The following is a 17,304-nucleotide window of genomic DNA, read 5'->3' as shown; positions in this document are numbered from 1 at the left end:
TCTCTTTTTAGAAAAATATTTAATACGCTTTATAGGTATTATATTGTTCTAGACCATTTGATGTGAGGTATGGAATAAGTAATCTATTTACATACTCTACATATTGGTTTTCCAGTTCTTTATCCAGAAAATTTTCTAAAGAAAGATTAAGAAAAAAGAATGTTCTAATAGCCCCGCTTAACTCCATTAAATAATCCAAATCTTTTGTACTCAATTCTGCCCGAATTATTCCTTGATCTTGCAATTGCTCTAAAATACTTTTATAGAACACTTTTCTAATATCATTGTTTTTTTCAAAGTTTATGAAAACAGTGCTGAAATTGCGTCTTATTTCAATATAATCAACATAAAAGAAAAGGTATTTCATAGAAATCTTAAACGTCTTTTTGGGGGCATCCAAGATTTCATAAAACAAATTAACATTACTAAAAGAAGTCGTTATTGCTTTTGTTTCGATCATCATATCATTATACAAAGCAGTTATCAGGTAATTTTTGGTTCTATAATGATATGTAATATTACCATAACTTTTATTCAATTCTTTTGCAACCTCTCTTAAGGTTACATTCATAACTCCTTTTGTATTAAAAAGCTCAAGGGCTTTTTCCTTAATTATATCCTTAATATTCATCAACATAAATTCAATTAGTCCAAATGGACTAATTTTTGGCAAAATAGTATATTTTTGTTAAAAACAACACAATGGCAAACACAAGTATTTATAAAAATAAAGAAACGAAAGATGTCATAATGAAATTATATGATGAAAAACTACAATCATGTGAAATCGAATATGAAGATATTTATGTAAATACAAAAGCAGGTAAAACGCATATAATTACTACAGGAATGCCAGGAAATCCTCCTGTTATTATTTTACATGGCATAAATGCAGGTGCACCATTAGCTATCGAGCCTATAAAAAACCTAAGAGATAATTACCGAATTTATGCCATAGATACTATAGGTCAAACCACCAAAAGCACAGAAAACAGATTACCTATTAATGACAATTCTTATGGGGAATGGATTGCTGAAACCATGGATATTTTAAATATTGAGAAGGCCGCTATAATCGGTATCTCCTACGGAGCATTTTTATTACAAAAAATAATGTCCTACCAACCAGAGAAGGTACACAAAGGTATATTTGTTGTCCCTAGTGGTCTTGTAAATGGTTCTTTTGGCGTATCAATGAAGCATTTAACCTTCCCCCTATTAAGTTTTCTATTTACTAAAAAAGAAAAATACCTTCTAAAATTCATGAACGCATTTTACACTACAATAGATCCGTATTCTATTGCTTTTCAAAAGAACGTTTTATTAGGTACAAAAATGGATTATCGAAGACCCCCTCTTTTACAAAAGAAAGATATAAATCATCTAAACGCCCCTGTTTATGCAATATTTGCTGATAATGATATCTTTTTTCCTGGTGAGAAAGCTCTAAAAAGATGTAAAGAAATATTTGACAATTTTCGGGACTCTATTTTCTTAAAAAACACAAAACATATTCCCGATCAAAAAACATATGCTCAGATCGAAAAACAAATTAGCGAATGGCTTATAGAATCATAAATCAACATAAAAAAACATGTTACTTTACTATTATGTGATAAGCTCTAATCTAGAAATAGAAAATATTTCTAACACAATTTATATGAAGGACTGGGGTCTTACCTTCTATAAACGTTATATTAATAACAAACTCTCAACGATAAATAGCAATAGGGCATATGCTAAAAAAATTACTATATATAATTTCTGTTCTTATTGTATCGAATGTATATTGCTATAATCTCAATGCCCAAAATAATTTAGATAAAAGTATAACCCAAATTCCTTTTAAAGTATATAAAACTACTTATGATACACTATCGATTCATGGTATTATAAAATCTGATACTCTTTTTCGATCATCTAAATATTTTACTAAGAAAACCAGGCCTAAAGATATTTACTGGATAAAAATCGACCTCAATAAAGAATTAAAAAAAAATAGTCTCTGGTTCCTAAGATCTAGTAATTATGCACATGCATCTATATTTTGTGTCGAGAATAATACACTGATAGAAAAGAAATTTGGTTTATTTGACGGTTCAGAAAAAATGAATTCTATATCCTATATTAATAGGATACCTCTTAAATACAGCTCACTTATCAAAAACCGATTTATATATTTAAAAATAAGGCGTTTAAGATATTCAGATCGTGTTACTAATTGGAAATTTCACTATGCTTCACAAACCTTAAACCATACTACACAAAACCACTACCTCCATAATAATATTAAAAATCCAATACGTAAATATATTTTTACCGGAGTGTGTTTGGTTATGTTTATTCTCACTCTTGCATTCTTTATAACTTCGAGAAATTTTGAATTCTTATTTTACTCATTATACATTTTATGGTTATTTATATACCTAAATGGTCCTTTACTTATAGCAAACAATATCATTTTTGATAGCTATAGTATAGTGGTACATTGGTTTTTTCAGATTATACAGGTATTAATTAATTTATGTTATGTTTATTTTGTTTGCTTCTATCTAGCTACAAAAAAAGACTATCCTACCCTTAATCATATCATAAAATATATCATCTACGCACTTATTACCATTATCATTTTAGATAGTATCTTTTTGTATTTCAAATATTTCGAAGGAGCTATTTATATCATGAATATTCAGCGTTTAATAATGACTCTTTTTGGTGTTGGTGGGATGATTTATTTACTGCTAACTGCCAAAAACCGTTTGGCTTATTTTATAGTTGCTGGATCATTCTTATTCATGATAGGCACCCTGGGTTTCTTTTTTACCAAGGCATGTGATTATATGATGGCAGGAGCAACTCTAGAAATCATAATTTTTGCACTAGGTTTGGCGTATAAAATACATCAGGAACATAAAGAGAAACTCCTCTTCGAAAAAGAATCATTCATTAACAACTGTAAAGCACTACGAGCTCAGATAAATCCACACTTCATTTTTAATTCTTTAGGGTCGATTCAACATTTAATTGTATTCGAAAAAAAAGAAGCTGCTTTAAAATATCTTTCTAAGTTTAGTCATTTAATGCGAAACCTGCTTGAAAATTCTATAGAAACAAATATCGTATTATCTGATGAAATCAACTTATTACACCAATATCTAGAATTAGAAGCTTTACGTTTTGATGCCAGTTTTGAATATGCTATTCATATAGATGATTCGCTAAACGCAAATGCCGAAGAGGTGCCTATGTTGATCATTCAACCATTTGTCGAAAATGCAATCCTGTATGGGTTATTAAATAAAAAAGGTGAGGATAAAAAACTAAATATTTGTTTCAGAAAAGAAAAAAATCATATTATTTGTGAAGTAGATGATAATGGTATAGGAAGAAGTGCTGCTAAAAACATAAATTCGTCTTATAAAAAACCTACAAAATCCAGAGGTCTAGAACTAACTGAAAAAAGATTACAACAATTTCATGAATCTGAGCAAAAAAATATAGAAATTATAGACAAAATTAATAACCATGGCAAACCCATAGGAACTAGGGTAATTATCAAAATTCAAACCGAATAAAATTTTCTAATTATGAGCTTAACAGCAATAATTGTAGATGACGAAAAACACAGTAGAGAGGCTTTAACAAAATTAATAGAAGAGTTTTGCTTAGAGACCACCGTTTTAACCACTGCAAATTCTGTAACAGAAGCCATTGATAAAATTAAGAGTAATAAACCTGATGTTGTTTTTTTGGATATAGAACTACAATCAGGAATAGGTTTTGATATATTAACCCAAATCGATACCATAAATTTTGAAGTAATTTTTACCACAGCTTACGAGCAATACGCCATACAGGCTATAAAATTTTCATCTTTAGATTATTTACTTAAGCCTTTAGGTATTGAAGAACTCAAAACTGCTGTAGAAAAAGCAAAGAAAAAGAAAGATCAAGAGGTATATAAAAAACAGTTAGAAACCCTAATAGATAATCTACAACAGCAGCCAAAATTTAATAAAATATGTCTTTCTACGGCAGATAGTGTAGAGTTTATTAATATCCAGGATATCATATACTGCAAGGCTAATGGAGCTTATACTTCATTTATTCTCAAAAATAATATATCTCTACTAGTAAGCAAACATCTTAAAGAATATGAAAATTTATTGATCGAACAACAATTTATGAGAACACATAATAGTTTTTTGATCAATTTAAAAGAAGTCAAAAAATTCGTGAAATCAGACGGAGGTTATATTATGATGAATAATAATGATATCATTAATATTTCAAAAAATAAAAAAGAGAAGTTTCTTATTGCCATGAGTCATATACAGTAATTGTGTCACTAAACTTATCTTCATCAATTCTATTTTCAAAAATAAAAACATACTGATTAATAGTACATCAATTGAAAAGCTATATCTATAAATTGAAACTAGATACCTATTAATTCTACCTGGTCATTATTTTCCGAAGTCTTTAAGTTTGATCTTAATCTTAAAACTTATAACCATGAAAAACAAAATCAAATTTAATTTAGCGAGGATCATTGTAATTTTTACTCTTTTCTTATGCTACTCTTGTAATTCTGAAGAAGATACTATCCTCGAAACTGAAGAATCGATAGAAGCACCTGTTTTAACAACTAAAACTTTGGCAACTATAAGTTTGCCTAGTAACACTATAGTTACTTTTAAAACAGAAGCCGATGGTATTGTCTTTGAAGCTTCTGGAGACTCTGATAATTTTGGCGAATTAGATGGGCTAGATGATTTAAGCTTATTAGATCGTTTTTTAACTTTAACCGACGAAAATGTTGCCGTACCTACAGATCTTATCAAATTAGAAGAAGATCAAAAAATCAAAGAAAAAGCACTACAACGAGGTACAATAGAAAAGCATAGTGTAAACCTGCCCGTTGCTAAATCATTTTTAAATGATACCAGAAAAAATTTTCTAACCCTGTGTGGTTCTCCAAAACAAAATAATAATTTCGAAGGCAATGACTTTTTTAAACAAGCATACATAAACTTTGATACAATAATTACATCTACCAGTAACGGTAAATCGAATTCTAATGGTAAATGTAAAAGAATTCAATATGCTATAAGTAATTGCTCATATACTAATTCCTTATACGTCTCTTATTATTACTATCCCAATACAGGTCCTAAGAAACTTTATTCATTGGTTAATATTCCAAAACGCAAACATAAATATTATTCGAAAACACATTTTATAAATTCAAGAAAAGATGTGCAAATATCAGGTGCACCAGATAAACGATTTGTTGGATATATAAGATTCTCTAAGTACAAAAATGGCTCAGTAGGAGGATTAGGATTTTAATAAAATATCAAAACCCTTTAGCATCTATAATGTTTGTTAGTAATGTTTAGTTAAGGAAAGGAGTACTCTCTAATCTCAAATTTGGGATTAGGGGGTTCTTCTTATTTTAACAACAACCAATTTGTTCGATGATCAATTAAAAAGCTATACTCATCTATTGAAACACTCCTTCTATCAATTACGCCTCACTGCTCTTAATTAATACTCTAAATTTACTCAAATATTGATATGATAGAGGTTAGAGTATAACACCTAAACTCTTGATATAAAACAGTATAGTTATTTAAAAAATCATAATATTTCACATCATGCTAAACAACATTTTAAACTTAGAAAACGTCAAAAAAATTGACAAAAAACAGCAAAAAGGAATTGCTGGCGGAGGGTTATTCATTACTAGCAATTGCGGACAGTGTTGTCAGTACTGTAAAAGTCTTGGACATGACACAGGAGCTCTTCATAATGGAGATTGTTATTGCTCTAATTATAGACATTAAAAAAATATGTTTTTTTATGCCCACTCTAATTTTAATCTGATGGAGCATAAAGGCAATATCAATTCGTGACCCTTTTAATCACTCATTTCGGATATAGGTTTATACTATCCTGAGTATAACGTTTTACAAAAACACCTTGTCAAACATTGATAACATAGAGTTTTATAAGTAACCCAGAAGTAGTTTGTGTAGTATATTTTTTGAATTTAATATCACTATACCGTTTTAAATGTTTTCCAATCTTCTAAATCCCCCATCTGGGTTACTAAATATCCCCGCACTCTCTAGCTCTTGATCGAATTAGAGAGTGTTTTTATAGTATAATTGTACAATTTTGCAGTGCAGATTTACATTTACAACTTTTGTTACTTAAGTTGAGTTAAGTAAGGGTAGGAATTTTCCCTAATTACGCATTCGCAATTAGGGATTTCCTTATTTCAAAAGTATTAAAACACAACATAAAAAAACCGCCCAGAATACTTTCTTGACGGTCTTTTTTTATTTTGATATTCTGTTAATTTCGAATAACAGTTGTTCCTGGGCAACCATAAGTATGACAGCCCGTTGTGTTTGCACAATCATCTGGATCATAACTTTTTATAAATGAGATAGAGATAATACCTCCTCCTCTCACGGCATCTAAACGATCAAATTTTGCAATTTTAAATTTTTTAAGTTCCAACTTTTTTGCTTCCTGTTTTTTCATGTTCCTTACTTTATAAATGTTTGTGTAATTTTCCTCAAATCTAGAATAAGCATTTTAAAATAAATTCTATAGTGTAACCTCATTTCAAGGATTTCATGAATTTCGAGAAATTATTCTATACTTAAAGCAGTTAGTTTTCTCATAAAATATGAAGGTTTCATCCCTGTATTTCTTTTAAAAGCCGATGAAAAAGATTCAGCACTATTAAAACCCATTTCCTCTGCTATACCTTGAATCGTATAATTTTTAAGAGAACTATTTTCTTTCAATTGATCAACGCTATACTGTACTCTTAACTCATTTACATAATTGGTAAAACTCTTATGTTTATGATGATTAATTATCTTCGATAAATACTTGGTGTTTGTATTAATTTCTTTAGCCAAAGAAGAAATACTTATATTTTTTTTCAAGAATTTATGCCTCTCTTCAAAAAGAGATAGTTTTTCAAGAATATCACTAACTATATCATCAGCAATACCGATATCACCACCTAACGGCTTTTTAGGTAATTCTTTAGTTCTCTTACCTTCATCAAGTAACTCCTTGAATTTGCGCTCATACTTCTTTCTTTTTATATATTGATAATACATAAACGTAATAGCCATTAAAAACAATACAATCAGAAATCCTACCCAAAAACTTAGTGTGTTGGTATTTTTTTCTAATTTCTTGATTAGTACTTTCTTTTCTTTAAGGAGTAATGGAGTGTCGAATTCTTTAAACAATTTTGTAGAGACAGATGTTCTCTGGCTATTTACAATACTATCAAACCGAAGTAACTTATTAATGTACACCAATTGTTTCTCTCTTTGTACTCTGAATTTGGATAAGCCGATTAAAAATTCATATCCTTTTCTGGTTTCAGAAAGGGTAATTCTTTCTTTTTGAACAATAGAGTCCATACTTAAAAACTCTTTTTCAGCTTTTATTGTATCTCTTCTTTTGAGATAAAGTTGGCCTAAATAGAAAGATCCCAGTACATAACTTTCCTTATCTTTTGAATTATACTTGTTTTGCAAAGCAATCCCTTTAATGATACTATCATATGCTTGATTATACTGTTTTTCAAAAAACAGATTGATCCCTTCGTTCAAAACCAATTTACCATAAAACTTACGCTTTAGTTTTTCCGTTTTCAAAGATTTAGATATCCCTATATAATTATAAAAAGATGCCGAATCGATTTGTTTATTATAGCGAAAAGATTCTGCCATGGGAATTAACGACTGTAAATAAGAAACCATATTCAACTCATCCCTGTCTCGTTCATAAACAAAATTTTCTTTAAAAAGTAACAAAGCTTCCTGATGCTTATCAATTTTTGTTTTAATACATGCAATATTATGATTTGTATATTGCACATATTCTTTGTTATTAACCTTTTCTGCAAGTGATAATGCTTGTATATAATTATCTAGAGCAAGTTGATAATCACCTTTCATAAAGTAATATCCTCCCTTAAAAGAATACGCTTTAACAGGATATTTATCATGATTCTGTTTCTTACTTATATGTATAGCCAGGTCTAATAATGCAATTTTTTTAGATTCTTCTACCTCATAATATGATAAATGACTGTAAGCTTTAGCCATTTTTATGGTATCCTTTTCTGCAATTGCTTTATCCAAATATGCCAATAGATATAATCTAGATTTTATAGTATCACGACTAACGTTTCGATAGGAAGCATATAAACGATTATAACTAAGTTTTTGTAACGAATCTGAAGAAGCATCTATTTGTCCTTGTCCCAATGCCATTTGCACGCCAAGAATTATCCAAATTAATAGTCTTACTAGACCATATGGATCAAAAATGAAGTCTGTTTTTTTTGGTATCAAGAGCACTTATCTACTTTATAAAATCTTATGGTAAATATAATCTTTTGATCAAAAAATTTACTTCATAAAAACCCCCTAATTGGTATCAGAAAAAACTTACATTTTGCTATTTGTTAGCTGAAGACATATCTATGAAGCTCTGAAAAAAAATACCTGAAAAAACAATATCGAAATTCGTGGAATTTCGACCTTGATTTCAGGAATTTCGATATAATCAATTTGTTTTCAATAAGATAGCGAATCTATATTTGCCTCAATCACAAATTAAAACAGTAGACTAATTAACATTAAAAAATTAAAACAAATGAAAAACTTATTGAAATTAAAAGCCAACATAACGGCAGTTATGTTATTTACATTTATCACATTCTTTTCATGCAATGTAGAAGAAGAAATCGAACCAGAAAATGAAGTTGGGTTAGATACAGAAGAAATCGCATTAATACCCAAAACTTTAGCAACAATACAGCTCACCAATGATGTAGAAGTAGTTTTCAAAACTGAAAAGGATGGAGTTGTATTTGAGGCCACAGGAAATGTTAACAATTTTGACGGATTAGGAACATTAGAGAATGAGAGTATATTGAATCGTTTTTTGATACTAACCCAAGAAAACGTTCCTGTCCCTCAAGATTTGATAGACATAGAGGAGAATCAAGAATTAAAAAGCGAAGCTTTAAAAAGAGGAGCCATTAAGCAACATACTACCAAACTAAATTCTGAACTGGTATTATCGTACACCAAAGCACCTGCTAATTCTAATCACTGTTCTGGAACACCAGGGTATTATAATACTGATGCTTCTGGTCAGTTTTATCGTACCTATAAAAATTATTTGGCCGGAGGTGCCGGAACAACAATTTATAGTTCTTGGAAAAACAATGGTAACAAATGCAAAGCTGTAAAATTGTGGCTTTCAAATTGTAGTACCAGTAAAACTTTAAAAGCTCGAACGTATTACAAAAATGTATTTGGTAATTATAAACACCTTAATACAATTAATATTTCTCCCAATACTTCCAGATTTTGGTCTAAAACCTATGTATCTCGTAGATATAGAAAAACATCTGTAGCAGCAACTGGTCAGGCTGGGCATCGATTTGGGGGGTACTTACTATTTACAAATTATTAATCTAGGAAATTAAAAAACAGAATTATGAAAAATAAAATCATATCAACGCAAAGGATAACAGGCACTTCTATATTCATACTTATCATTGCTTTGTTTTTCCTTTATTCCTGTAGTAAAGAAGAAGAATCTATACCAGCATCAGAATTAGAAACTGTTAATGAAGAAATAACTCTGGTACCAAAAACACTAGCTACAATTAAATTATCTAACAATGTGGATTTAGTGTTTAGAAGCGAACTTGATGGTGTAGTCATGGAAGCTAAAGGAAGTACAGATAATTATAATGGCTTGGGAGACCTAAAAACATTAAGTTCATTAGAAATCTTTCTTGCATTAACCGATAATAATGTAGAAGTACCAGGTGACCTTCTACTTATAGAAGAAAACCAAAAAGTTAAAACCAGGGCTCAAGAAAGAAATATCATTGAAAAACATGATAAAATACTTGCCGCAAAAGATTCGCAAATATTTCAAAAATTTGAAGGAAGTTATTGTGTAGGATCTGCCAATTATAATACATACGATCAATCCGGAAAATATTATCGTATATATAATAACTATAATGCTGGTGCAGCAGGAACTACTTTTTATAGCTCAGGAAAACAAGGAGCAGATAAATGCAAAAGATTAGAATTAGAAATAACGAATTGTAATGCTAACAGTTCTATAAAAGTGAGAACTTACTATAAAAATGTATTTGGAAATTATAAAATAAAGAAAACTATTAATGTCCCTCCACATACTTGTTCTACATATAGAAAAACGTTTCCATCAAAAAGATATCGACGTACTTCAATTTCTTCATCAGGAAATTTAAACAATCACCGATTTGGCGGATACTTATTATATACCAGATATTAGCATACTTACATTATGTTAAAATGGGTGAAGCCAATAAGCTTCAAAGGAAGTATTTTCTTTGAAGCTTATTTTTTTATCCTCTACTTTCTTTTCATTTATTCAAAATTAATTTTTCATCAACCATTCAATTTTGTAGCTTTAGAACACAAATTTAAAATCAACTCATCAATGGGAATTTTTGACGAAATAAAGAAAAAACTTAGCCACGAATTTATAGATATCATAGAATGGTTAGACCATACAGATGATACTATTGTACATCGGTTTGAACGATATCAAAATGAAATTAAAAATGAAGCAAAGCTTATTGTAAGAGAAGGGCAAACCGCAGTTTTCATTAATGAGGGACAACTGGCAGATGTGTTTACTCCCGGAACATATACTTTAAACACGCAAAACCTTCCTATTTTGGCAACATTAAAAGGTTGGAAATATGGATTTAATAGCCCTTTTAAAGCCGAAGTATATTTTGTAAATACACATTTATTTACCGATGAAAAATGGGGGACCAAAAACCCGATTACCTTAAACGATGATCGTTTTGGGCTTGTAGAAATTCGTGCTTTCGGAACCTATGCGTTTAAGATTAATGATGCTGGTAAATTTGTCATTGATATTGTAGGAACAGATGCTAATTTTACCAATTTCGAGATTAATGAACATCTTAAAAGCTTAATCTCTACACGATTTACAGATACTGTTGGTGAAGCTAATTTACCTATCGAACTATATGCCGCTAATACTACAGAATTATCTGATACCTGTCTTGAGGTAATGCAACCCGAATTTAACGCTGTAGGTATTTCTCTGGAAAAATTCTTTATCGAGAATGTTTCTATGCCAGAGGAATTGAAAAAAGAAATATTTGAATACAGTAGAATTGATAAGCTTGATCTGGATAAATTAACCAAATTTAAAACTGCAAAAGCTATTGAAGCTGCAGCAGCCAATGAAGGAGGTACAGCAGGGGCTGGAATGGGAATGGGAATGGGATTTGTTCTAGCTCAACAAATGGGAGGCATGATGAACCCAATGACAGGACAACAACAAGTACAACCTCAACAAACTACTCCAGTGGCTCCACCACCAATGCCAGTGCAAGTACAGTATTTTTATGCTCAAAATGGGCAACAGGCAGGACCTGTATCCTTTGAGCAATTAAAAGCACTATTTGCCAATAGAACCATAAATAAAGATTCTTTGGTATGGAAACAAGGAATGGAAAGCTGGGTCGCATTAAAAGATGTAGAAGAGCTAAAATCTTTTCTAGGCGGAAGTACTCCTCCTCCATTACCAGGGAATTAAAAAATAAAAAAGCATCTCAAAATTAATTTTGAGATAGGACTTAACCTTCTCTCATATGGGAGAAGGAACTATTCTATATAACATCCAGTATTATTAGTTCCTAAATGGAAGAAGAAAAAAAAGCAGTTTCAGAACGTAAAAAATCCTGTACTAATTGTGGTGCAGAATTAAAATATAAACCTGGAACGACTGAGATTACTTGCGAGTATTGTGGTCATCACGAAACGATTATATCTGATCAAAATGGATTTCAAGAGTTAGAACTTAAACCCTATCTCGAAGAAATGGGTTCTCAATCACATTCTGAAGAAATCATGATGCTGCATTGCAAAAATTGCGGTGCAAACCAACATATCGAAGAAAACTACAAGTCTCTACATTGTGTGTATTGCACTATGCCTTTGATTATAGAAGATGCATATAAAGAGGATTGGATATTACCGGGAGCAGTTCTTCCTTTTCAATTTGATCAGAAGAAATCACATCAAATATTTTCAAAATGGGTAAAAGGGTTGTGGTTTGCCCCTAATAACTTAAAAAAAGCAGCACTAGATCCGCAAAACACCAAAGGTCTCTATTTACCCTACTGGACCTTTGATGCCCAATTGTATGCGAACTATACCGGACAACGCGGAGACTATTATTATGTTAGTGTTCCGTATACAACAACGGTAAATGGTAAATCTGTTACCAAAACCCGACAAGAACGTAGAACAAGATGGTCTCCGGCAAGCGGAAATGTAAATGGTTTTGTTGATGATACTTTAATCAAGGCATCACACCAAAATAAAAATCCGGTACCAAGAAAAATATCAAATTGGAATCTGGATGCTCTTTCACCTTTTAATACTAATTTTTTAGCGGGGTTTGTTACCGAAAAATACACGATTCCATTAAAAGATGGTCATTTAGCATCTACCAAAGAAGCCGAACGTATTGCTACTTCCTGGGCCAGACGTGATATAGGAGGAGATACCCAAAGAGTACACCATATAGATATGAGTTTAAGCGAAGAGACCTTTAAGCATATTCTACTTCCGGTATATATTAGTGCCTACCGATTTAATGGTAAAAAGTATAATTTCTTTATCAATGGTCAAACAGGGGCTATTTCTGGAAAAAGGCCCTACTCTTTCTGGAAAATATTCTTCTTTGTATTGTTTATACTCATTATTATTGTAATAATCGTGTGGTTTGCCGAGCAATAATTTTACTTGTGAAAGAAAAATTAGTAGCCGTAAAATTTAATTTATAAAAAAAGGAGACTGGTTTTTGACCAGTCTCCTTTTTTTAATATTGTTTTTCTAAAATAATGCTATTATAAAGCCAGAGTTTAATCCTTAGTTTTAAACCCAATAACCTCATAGACTGTCTTACTCATATCGGGACATAGGTTTTCTCTAATTTTAAAAGAAACCTCCTTGTTCTTAGGTATTCGTTGTTTTAGCGTATCAAAATCATTTGCTGGTGAATTCATAAAACCAAAAGTAATCTCCTGTCCGGGAGAAATCATATTTGTAATACTCGAACCAGAATTTATAATGCGTTTCACTTTTACCGTAGTAGCCGTTTTAAAGCTTTTTTCACAAATAGATGCATTTTTAGTTACATCTTGTATTACAGCAATCAAATGCACGGTATTAGGATCGATCGTATTATCCTGAAGATCGCTAAACTTCGGTTTTTCTACTTTAGGTTTTATTTTTTCGGTTTCCTTTTCCTGGGCAATACTATTTGATTTGCAAGAAAATAAGCCAACTACTATTAATATATATAGTATTTTATCCATTGTATAAAAATAAAAAAAGGAGTTGAAAATTTCAACTCCTTTTAAGTTTATCACTATTGCAACTTATTTCTTAATAAGTTTAAGAGTACTTTGATTTCCATTTTCTGTAATTCTTGCGAAATACAAACCAGATCTTGCATTTGAAGCATCCCAGGTTGTATTATCACCAACATTACTATTTGAAAACAACTTATTACCCATAGAATCGAAGATCTCGATAGATCTAGAAGTATCTCCATTAGATTTTAATGCTGTATCTTTAAAATTAAAAGAGAACATCCCGTTAGATGGGTTTGGTGAAGCTGTAGTGTTTTTTGACACTTCTATTACAGCCAAAGGATCTACCGAAGTTTGAGGCTCACCTGCACCACCATTATCTACCATTCCATAAATCTGGAATACCTGATCAAGAGGATCTCTACCGAATGCAACCGAAACCGGTGTCCAATCTGTAGCTCCTGTACCAAATAAGTCTAAATTATCTTTAAAATGTGGCTCCTGACCAATTCCTCCATTTTGTGAAGACCAGAACCATTGTTGTTGCCCTGCACCAAAAGCTAAGTTAGCATAAACTGATAACCAATAGTTACCACTTTCTAATGTTACCGTTGCTGGAAGCACTAGGTTTAGGTTTGTATCTGTTGGGTTAGAGATTGGAGTTATCTCTCCGCTATTATAAACCTCATCGCCAGGAACTCCTGCATTATCACTATATATTACAACAGTTGCATTAGTTAACGCTGGTGAGTTATTAGCTCCTCCAAAAGCTACAATTCTCTCTAATGTCCATTCATTCCCTGCAGGAATAACGAAGTCATCTGCAGATTGTGCAAGACCACCAAAATCTACAAAGAATTGAGATGCCAATGATGATGTAGCACCTTCTATTTGCTCATAAATCGCAAGCTCTGTTACAGACACTGTAAATCCTTCTGCAACTTGCTCATCTCCAGAAGTAGCTATTAGACCAATTGTTGCCTTACCTAGGCTATCTGGTGCAAAAGAAAGAGTGATTGTATTTCCTTCTAATGTAGCTGTCACTAATTCTGGATTAGAATTCGTAAATTCTATATCTATTGCATTTCCGTTAGAGTGAACAAATAAATCTGTTACATCTATTTCTACATCTTCACTATTTTCTGCTACAAGAAGATCATCTAGTAAATAAGCAACACTTAATGAAGATTCTGGTAATTCATTAAATACCGGGAATCTTGCACTATACAACCCACTACCGTGTGCAGCTACAGCAATAAATCCATCTTTACGAGTTTTTACCTCATCGGTTACAGCATTACCAATAGCAAAAGGTTCTTTAATCCAACGGGTTCTTTCTCCATTTAATCTATTTGTATAGTATAATCCTGTACTTGTTGCCGCATATACTTTTTGTAATCTAGAACCAAAGAATCCTTGACTACTTCCTAAGAATGCAGTACTTCTTACAGATGGTCCATTTCCTGATCCATCAGCATTTTCTTCTAAATTACCACTAATATTTGTCCAGGTATCTCCTCCATCGGTCGTTAAGAATACACTTATTACTCTATAATTTGAAAAAGTAACAATTACTCTATCAGAATCTGAAGGGTCTACATTAATATCGTTAACAAATCCTTCTGGTAATCCTTTCCCAGTAGAAATATCTACTACTTCCTGGTCATCAAGATTAGCATTATCCATTCTATAGATACCTCCTGTATTGGTACCATAATATAATCTATTTGCAACTGGATATTTAGAAACATCTAAAGATGATATTGAAGTTCCTGCCGGAGTATCGGTATTAGGAAGATCAACCCAGTTTACTGTTGCGAATGCATTTGAGAAAAGAGGGATTTCATCCAGATCGTTATTTCTCCAAATTCTATTACCCGCAGGTAAATACATAATGTTATCATTATTTGGATCCAGAATAAACGGTGTAATAAAAGCAAGGTTGTTAGCTCCTGCTGGTCTTACTCTGGTGAATGATTGAAATTCTCCAGCTTCATCAAAATTAAATCTATATACATTTCCTCTTTGTGAAGATACGTATCTTGTACTTCCGTTATCTGCAATTGCACTATAAGCACCATCACCTCCAAAATCTTCTATCCATGGCTCTATAGAGCTCGTAGAAGAAGTAAACCAGGTACCGTTATCCTGAAAACCAGCTAGTAGATCATCACTATTTGGTTCTGGATCAAAAGATACGTGGTATGGTTGTGTTGTTACATATCCATTATTTAAAGAAATCCAATCTACAGGTTCTGCAGCAGATGTAGAAGTAGTAACATCTTCGGTTACAAATACACCTCCATCATTACCAGATAATACTTTGTTAGGATTAGATGGATAAAAAAGTAATTCATGCTGATCAGGGTGTTGATCTGGATATACACTTACGTTGTTTAGAGGAGAATATCCTGCAATCCAGCTTTCTTGTCCTGCTGGAGTTGTAAATCCAGTTGTAGATCTGTATATGTTAGTTCCGCCTACAAACATTAAGTTAGGATCTGCCGGACTAACCTTAACGATCATATTATATCCACCCTGAAGATTTAAGTTTCCTACTCTTCCACCAATTGCGGTAGGTAGATTAGCACTTAAATCTGTCCAGGTTTCTTCTGGTGTAGCTGCGGCAGCATCGTATTTAAGTAAAAATGCTGGTCCACCTGCACTTAAATTCTGTGTAAAGAAATATACAATGTTTTCATTAGAAGGATCTATCCCCATAACAGTTCTACCATAATCTGCTGGTAAAACCTCTGGTGATATTTCTGTCCAGGTATCAACATCTCCATTGGTAGATGTAAAATATCCATTATTAGGATTTCCTCCAGAATCGATAGTTGCATAGATCTGACCTGTACTTGTAACTGCAACTTCTGCAGTATTATCAAAATCGCCTGCTAATACTTCTTCAAATGATTTTCCACCATCTTTAGATTTGTGTACACCATTAAAAGTACCTACGAAAATATCTCCATTAGTTGGATTAATCACGATAGAATTAATCAAATCAAAAGGAGAGAATGTTCTTACGTCATTATCGTTGGTAGCTTCAAGAAGTCTCCAGGTTCTTCCACCATTGGTAGATTTATAAACTCCGGTTCCTTGAAAAAAGGCTCCTCCTGCTCCTGCAGAATTACCAAAACGTTCTCCTGATCCATAATACCATGTATTATGTTTACCAGGTCTAGGATCTTGTACAATACAAGTAATACTTGGTGATTGTCTACGAGACGTTACTTTTCTCCAAGACTCTCCACCATTAGTAGAGCGCCATAATCCTCCCGAAACTCCACCGGCCAGGATTACATTCTCGTTTGTACGATCAATAGCCAATGCTCTTGTTCTTCCTCCTACATTGTAAGGACCTCTGTTTTTCCAATACGAAAAACGACCAGCTTTTGAAGATTTTGCAGCATTGCTAATTGATTGTTTCGAATCATTTCCTTCTGAAATCTTACTAGAGAAGTTAACCTCTTTGTCTCTAATTCCGAAAGGAATTTCATTAGTGTTCGGGTCTTTGAGTCTTTCAAATTCCCACTTCATTCTTTCTAATGCTTTGTCACCAACTTTTTTTACATCAGACTTAGATCCATATTTACTATCGTAAATTTTAGATTGTTTGTAAAGTGAATGACCACCAGGTTTTTCCTGTTGATCTGCCTGTGTTTTAAGCTGTTGAGCATTTACTGAAGTAATGGTTCCCACAAGAGAAACCGCCCAAACGGAACGTTTGAGATAAAATAAAAGTGTTTTCATTTTAAGCTGATTTGTGAGTGATTTTTTCAAAACTAGCTTAAATTTTTGAATTTTTTTCTTAAATC

The 17,304-nt window shown here is 31.9% G+C and carries 14 protein-coding genes; 9 read left to right on the top strand and 5 right to left on the bottom strand.

Translation table 11 applies throughout. The features are described from left to right. Positions 1–19 precede the first annotated feature (19 nt). On the bottom strand, positions 20–673 hold the full coding sequence (locus NNL09_RS08405; protein ID WP_196910958.1) for a TetR/AcrR family transcriptional regulator: 654 nt from the start codon (positions 671–673) through the stop codon (positions 20–22). A 29-nt stretch (positions 674–702) separates the two neighbouring features. On the opposite strand from NNL09_RS08405, the gene NNL09_RS08400 reads away from it, so the two are divergent. From NNL09_RS08400 to NNL09_RS08380, 5 genes are all read left to right on the top strand, one after another. Then, positions 703–1,578, top strand: a complete 876-nt coding sequence (locus NNL09_RS08400; protein WP_196910959.1) for an alpha/beta fold hydrolase — start codon at positions 703–705, stop codon at positions 1,576–1,578. Positions 1,579–1,736: 158 nt separating this feature from the next. Next, entirely contained in the window at positions 1,737–3,575 is a 1,839-nt protein-coding gene (locus tag NNL09_RS08395; RefSeq protein WP_196910960.1) for a sensor histidine kinase, read from the top strand. A 12-nt stretch (positions 3,576–3,587) separates the two neighbouring features. Then, positions 3,588–4,340: a LytTR family DNA-binding domain-containing protein gene (locus tag NNL09_RS08390; protein ID WP_025665318.1), complete on the top strand. Its 753-nt coding sequence runs from the start codon at positions 3,588–3,590 to the stop codon at positions 4,338–4,340. 175 nt (positions 4,341–4,515) lie between these two features. Next, positions 4,516–5,352 carry a hypothetical protein gene (locus NNL09_RS08385; protein ID WP_196910961.1) on the top strand — a complete coding sequence of 279 codons (837 nt, stop codon included), beginning with the start codon at positions 4,516–4,518 and terminating at the stop codon, positions 5,350–5,352. A 308-nt stretch (positions 5,353–5,660) separates the two neighbouring features. Further along, positions 5,661–5,849 carry a hypothetical protein gene (locus NNL09_RS08380; protein ID WP_152538297.1) on the top strand — a complete coding sequence of 63 codons (189 nt, stop codon included), beginning with the start codon at positions 5,661–5,663 and terminating at the stop codon, positions 5,847–5,849. Positions 5,850–6,363: 514 nt separating this feature from the next. Here the strand turns inward: NNL09_RS08380 and NNL09_RS08375 are convergent. Then, positions 6,364–6,555, bottom strand: coding sequence for a hypothetical protein (locus NNL09_RS08375; RefSeq protein WP_025665321.1), 192 nt, complete (start codon positions 6,553–6,555; stop codon positions 6,364–6,366). A 110-nt stretch (positions 6,556–6,665) separates the two neighbouring features. Next, positions 6,666–8,399 (bottom strand): AraC family transcriptional regulator, encoded by a 1,734-nt coding sequence (locus NNL09_RS08370; RefSeq protein WP_196910962.1) that lies wholly within the window; start codon positions 8,397–8,399, stop codon positions 6,666–6,668. Positions 8,400–8,703: 304 nt separating this feature from the next. On the opposite strand from NNL09_RS08370, the gene NNL09_RS08365 reads away from it, so the two are divergent. The 4 genes from NNL09_RS08365 (at position 8,704) to NNL09_RS08350 (ending at position 12,905) form a co-directional block, all read left to right on the top strand. Beyond that, the gene (locus NNL09_RS08365; protein WP_196910963.1) at positions 8,704–9,531 is read left to right on the top strand and encodes a hypothetical protein; all 828 of its coding nucleotides are present in this window, start codon (positions 8,704–8,706) and stop codon (positions 9,529–9,531) included. A 24-nt stretch (positions 9,532–9,555) separates the two neighbouring features. After that, positions 9,556–10,392 carry a hypothetical protein gene (locus NNL09_RS08360; RefSeq protein ID WP_196910964.1) on the top strand — a complete coding sequence of 279 codons (837 nt, stop codon included), beginning with the start codon at positions 9,556–9,558 and terminating at the stop codon, positions 10,390–10,392. Positions 10,393–10,560: 168 nt separating this feature from the next. Next, positions 10,561–11,697: an SPFH domain-containing protein gene (locus NNL09_RS08355; protein WP_025665325.1), complete on the top strand. Its 1,137-nt coding sequence runs from the start codon at positions 10,561–10,563 to the stop codon at positions 11,695–11,697. A gap of 104 nt (positions 11,698–11,801) precedes the next feature. Next, on the top strand, positions 11,802–12,905 hold the full coding sequence (locus tag NNL09_RS08350; RefSeq protein WP_025665326.1) for a hypothetical protein: 1,104 nt from the start codon (positions 11,802–11,804) through the stop codon (positions 12,903–12,905). Positions 12,906–13,030: 125 nt separating this feature from the next. On the opposite strand, the gene NNL09_RS08345 is transcribed toward NNL09_RS08350, so the two are convergent. After that, on the bottom strand, positions 13,031–13,486 hold the full coding sequence (locus NNL09_RS08345; protein WP_196910965.1) for a hypothetical protein: 456 nt from the start codon (positions 13,484–13,486) through the stop codon (positions 13,031–13,033). A gap of 63 nt (positions 13,487–13,549) precedes the next feature. Further along, positions 13,550–17,239, bottom strand: coding sequence for a T9SS type A sorting domain-containing protein (locus tag NNL09_RS08340; RefSeq protein WP_196910966.1), 3,690 nt, complete (start codon positions 17,237–17,239; stop codon positions 13,550–13,552). Between the last annotated feature and the right edge of the window lie 65 nt (positions 17,240–17,304).

Source organism: Aquimarina sp. EL_43, from assembly GCF_943422735.1.
Taxonomy (GTDB): domain Bacteria; phylum Bacteroidota; class Bacteroidia; order Flavobacteriales; family Flavobacteriaceae; genus Aquimarina; species Aquimarina megaterium.
The sequence above is the reverse complement of the archived record's forward strand: the minus strand, read 5'-3'. Positions and strand labels throughout refer to the sequence as shown.

What these genes read in the sequence shown, in the direction of transcription:
- NNL09_RS08395 (WP_196910960.1), top strand. Translation starts at nt 1,737, where the DNA reads ATGCTAAAAAAATTACTATATATAATTTCTGTTCTTATTGTATCGAAT.
- NNL09_RS08400 (WP_196910959.1), top strand. Translation starts at nt 703, where the DNA reads ATGGCAAACACAAGTATTTATAAAAATAAAGAAACGAAAGATGTCATA.
- NNL09_RS08375 (WP_025665321.1), bottom strand. Translation starts at nt 6,555, where the DNA reads ATGAAAAAACAGGAAGCAAAAAAGTTGGAACTTAAAAAATTTAAAATT.
- NNL09_RS08345 (WP_196910965.1), bottom strand. Translation starts at nt 13,486, where the DNA reads ATGGATAAAATACTATATATATTAATAGTAGTTGGCTTATTTTCTTGC.
- NNL09_RS08365 (WP_196910963.1), top strand. Translation starts at nt 8,704, where the DNA reads ATGAAAAACTTATTGAAATTAAAAGCCAACATAACGGCAGTTATGTTA.
- NNL09_RS08385 (WP_196910961.1), top strand. Translation starts at nt 4,516, where the DNA reads ATGAAAAACAAAATCAAATTTAATTTAGCGAGGATCATTGTAATTTTT.
- NNL09_RS08390 (WP_025665318.1), top strand. Translation starts at nt 3,588, where the DNA reads ATGAGCTTAACAGCAATAATTGTAGATGACGAAAAACACAGTAGAGAG.
- NNL09_RS08355 (WP_025665325.1), top strand. Translation starts at nt 10,561, where the DNA reads ATGGGAATTTTTGACGAAATAAAGAAAAAACTTAGCCACGAATTTATA.
- NNL09_RS08340 (WP_196910966.1), bottom strand. Translation starts at nt 17,239, where the DNA reads ATGAAAACACTTTTATTTTATCTCAAACGTTCCGTTTGGGCGGTTTCT.
- NNL09_RS08350 (WP_025665326.1), top strand. Translation starts at nt 11,802, where the DNA reads ATGGAAGAAGAAAAAAAAGCAGTTTCAGAACGTAAAAAATCCTGTACT.
- NNL09_RS08360 (WP_196910964.1), top strand. Translation starts at nt 9,556, where the DNA reads ATGAAAAATAAAATCATATCAACGCAAAGGATAACAGGCACTTCTATA.
- NNL09_RS08380 (WP_152538297.1), top strand. Translation starts at nt 5,661, where the DNA reads ATGCTAAACAACATTTTAAACTTAGAAAACGTCAAAAAAATTGACAAA.